This window comes from Mycobacterium sp. TH-M25 (assembly GCF_057473665.1).
The window spans coordinates 1-3,118 of record NZ_JBYCLA010000414.1 but is presented as its reverse complement, the minus strand read 5'-3'; the positions used below and the strand labels follow the sequence as shown (position 1 = coordinate 3,118).

Here is a 3,118-nt window from a genome sequence, read left to right as displayed (position 1 = left end):
ACTATTCCGGCCGCGGCCCTGGCGCTGACGGTGTTGTCGCTGCTGGTGTGGTCGCATTCCGGGCACCCGCTGTGGTGTGCGCCCGCTCTGGGCGTTCTTGGGATCGGACTGCTGGTGGGCAGCGCGATGGCCAGGAGCCGGTACAACAACCTCGATATGGCGGAAAGCCTTCTGGTCGGTGCCTTCTCGATGGTCGCCGGTGCGGTCGCGTTGGCGATTCCGCTGCCGCGCGGGGTCGGCGCCCTGGGCGCGCCTCAGCTCGCAGGGGGAGCACTGGCGGTCCTGCTGTTGACGCTCGCCACGCGAGGGGGTCCGCGCGGGCGGGCGGAGCTTGCGTCCTTTTTAGCCGTCACCGCGGCGGCGTCGACGGCTGCGGCAATCGCCTATGGATACGGTTGGCAGTACTGGGTTCCCGCGGGCTCGATCATGTTCGGATTGTTCGTCGTGACGAATGCGGCCAAACTCACCGTCGCTGTCGCGCGGATCGCCTTGCCGCCGATACCGGCGCCGGGGGAGACCGTGGGTAATGAGGAACTCCTCGACGCCGTTGAGGCACCCCACACCTCGGATGAAGAATCGGCGACGTGGCAGGCCATTATGGCGTCGGTACCCGACTCGGCGGCCCGGCTGACCGAACGGAGCAACCTGGCCCGGCAACTGTTGATCGGGTTCGTCGCCGCGGGCACGTTGGTGCTGGCAGTCGGTGCGGCCACGGTCGTGGTACGCGGGCATTTCTTCATGCACAGTCTGCTCGTTGCTCTGCTGGTCGCAACGGTGTGCGGATTCCGGTCCCGGCTGTACGCCGAACGGTGGTGCGCATGGGCGCTGTTGGCGGCGGCGGTCGCCATCCCGACCGGGGTGGCGGCGCGGGTGAGTCTCTGGTACCCCAACAGCGCGTGGGTGGTGCTGGCGATGTATTTGGCCGCCGGGGCGATTGCGATCGTGACGATCGGTGCGACGTCGGGGGTGCGGCGGATGTCGCCGGTGACCAAACGCATCTTGGAGATGATCGACGGGGTTGCGATCGCAGCCGTCATTCCCTTGCTGTTGTGGATCGCCGGTGTCTACGACTTGATCCGCAATCTCCGGCTGTGAGTAAGGAGGCCGACCGATGACACATGAGACGCTGAGAGTGGATCACGAAAAACTGGCGCAGGCCGGGGGCAAACTGGCCGAGCACGCCGAGAACATCCCCAAAGCGCCGGAGCCTTTCACCGTCTCGGGCAGCGATCCGCTCTCGGTAGCGATCGCGGCGCAGGTGGCCAAGATCGAAGAACCGATAGTCGGGCCATGACGCTGGACGACGCCGCCGACAAGGCGAAGACGTTCGCGGCCAACATCGTCAAGGCGGCCGGCCGTTACGCCGACACCGACGGGGATCTGGGAAACCGTTTTGGGCAGCAGCAATTCGGACCTAACGGCAGCCAGGGCCAATCCGGCGGCGGCATGGGCTCCGCGGGCTCCGCCATGGGCAGCATGGGCCAGATGGGCCAGATGATGCAGATGCCGATGCAGATGGCCGGACAGATGATGCAGGCGCCGATGCAGATGGCCGGCATGGTCGGCTCGCTTCCCCAGATGGTGATGCAGGGCGTGCAGAGCTTGGGCGGCATGGCGGGAATGGGCCACGGCAGCCAGCACGATCAGAGCGAAGCAAAGCCCGGCGATCCGCCAGCTGATCAGCCCGACAAAGACAACCAAGACAAGCCGGATAAGCCAACCGGGCCGCAGCACCACGCGGCCGGACCGCCGCGCGAACGCTTGGAGCCGACACCGGACCTGGGCCCTGGCGCGTCGGGCGGGCAGTCGAGTGCGCCCGCGGCTCCGGTAGCGCCGTCCGCGCCCGTTCGGCCGGTCACGCCCCGACCAGAAGTCGAGTTGTAGCGGCTGCTACTGCGCTGCGAGATCGACTATCTGGGGATTGCCCTTGGTTTGCTTCGTGGTGGTCACATCGCGGCATTGACCCTCAATCACGAGGCCTTGAGTCGAATCTGCGACGTTCTGGCCGTAGAAAATGGCGGTTACGCCGTTCTTCTCGAGCGCAGTGCCGTGGGTGTGGACGTCGTCGGAAGGGCTCGTCCAGCCGATGTCTTTCAGTCGCCGCACCATGTCGGCAATTTCTGCGTCCGACGCTTGCAGGCTCGCCGCCCTTGGGTAGCCGATCATCATTTTACCCTCGAAGGGCGGGTCACCCTGGTCGTTACACGACTCATGCCAGAACGCCGGCTCGATCGCCTGGAGTCCCAGCGCGTGGACTATTTCCTTTCCGGCGTCGATGACTTGTGCTTTGGACTGCTCGGGCGTCAGTGGATTCGACACACCGTGGTCTGTGATCATGCTCAGTGCTCCACATCCTGACAGAAGCGCGGCCGTGGCGATGGCGATCGCTATCGAGCGCACGTCTGGTGTATTCCGGTTCGGCATAACGGGTTCGGCTCGTTCTACTCGTGCTGGTGGGTGTGTCCGGATGTGCCTGGCCGGAACAATTCGGGATCGACGTCATCGCCAAGGACGTCGATGCGGTGCCGTGCGGTCATCCCATCATTCTGCAGGGCGTCTCCACGCCCGGACACGATGTCAGACATGCTGAACAGCGACTCGCTCTTGGCGTGGTAGTAGTAGCTGTGGTCACTGAGCGGGAATGTCAGTCCGGGCACCTCGGCCTTAAAGCGCGTGGACCCGTATCCGTCCATCGCGGGATCGTCGCCGAGTGACGCGGTGAAATCAGTTCCTGGCAGGTGGATTTGCGGGATCTGCCCGACTTGGGTGATCGGGTCGCTGGAGGCGGCGCCGACATAGAGGTGCCCACCTGGGTTGAGGTGAAAGTCGCCGGCGCCGTGGGCCAAGTCGGTGCCTGGGCATCCGACCAGGACCACGTCGTCGGCGTGCATCCCGTAGCCGGCGGCCGCATCGGCGACGGTCGTCGACCCGTAGGAATGGCCCAGCACCGTCATGTGCCCGCCGCCTCCTTCGTGGGTGGTGTTGAGCGCGTTGACATCAGAGGCCAGCAGCTGGCCGCCTTGGTGCGCCAAACCCGTCGTCCCGATCCGCGGATCCCACGGGGCATCGGGCGCGTCGTACCCCATCCAGGCCACCACCGAGGTAGGTCGGGACGGAT

The 3,118-nt window shown here is 65.6% G+C and carries 5 protein-coding genes; 3 read left to right on the top strand and 2 right to left on the bottom strand.

Translation table 11 applies throughout. The features are described 5' to 3' along the window. The 3 genes from eccD to AC2VOU_RS14050 all read left to right on the top strand — a co-directional run. On the top strand, positions 1–1,095 hold a 1,095-nt coding region (gene eccD, locus AC2VOU_RS14060), incomplete at its 5' end, for a type VII secretion integral membrane protein EccD (protein ID WP_486957937.1). 16 nt (positions 1,096–1,111) lie between these two features. Next, positions 1,112–1,294, top strand: coding sequence for a hypothetical protein (locus tag AC2VOU_RS14055; protein WP_486939825.1), 183 nt, complete (start codon positions 1,112–1,114; stop codon positions 1,292–1,294). Then, positions 1,291–1,884 carry a hypothetical protein gene (locus tag AC2VOU_RS14050; RefSeq protein WP_486957936.1) on the top strand — a complete coding sequence of 198 codons (594 nt, stop codon included), beginning with the start codon at positions 1,291–1,293 and terminating at the stop codon, positions 1,882–1,884. Before AC2VOU_RS14055 ends, AC2VOU_RS14050 begins: the two co-directional genes overlap by 4 nt. Positions 1,885–1,890: 6 nt before the next feature. Here the strand turns inward: AC2VOU_RS14050 and AC2VOU_RS14045 are convergent, their stop codons facing one another. Continuing rightward, positions 1,891–2,424 (bottom strand): hypothetical protein, encoded by a 534-nt coding sequence (locus AC2VOU_RS14045; protein WP_486957935.1) that lies wholly within the window; start codon positions 2,422–2,424, stop codon positions 1,891–1,893. 17 nt (positions 2,425–2,441) lie between these two features. Further along, positions 2,442–3,118 (bottom strand): alpha/beta hydrolase (locus tag AC2VOU_RS14040; RefSeq protein ID WP_486957934.1); only part of this gene is annotated, 677 nt, incomplete at its 5' end.

Bases quoted from the DNA above. Each gene is read 5' to 3' on its own strand.
- AC2VOU_RS14045 (WP_486957935.1), bottom strand. From the start codon at position 2,424: ATGCCGAACCGGAATACACCAGACGTGCGCTCGATAGCGATCGCCATC.
- AC2VOU_RS14055 (WP_486939825.1), top strand. From the start codon at position 1,112: ATGACACATGAGACGCTGAGAGTGGATCACGAAAAACTGGCGCAGGCC.
- AC2VOU_RS14050 (WP_486957936.1), top strand. From the start codon at position 1,291: ATGACGCTGGACGACGCCGCCGACAAGGCGAAGACGTTCGCGGCCAAC.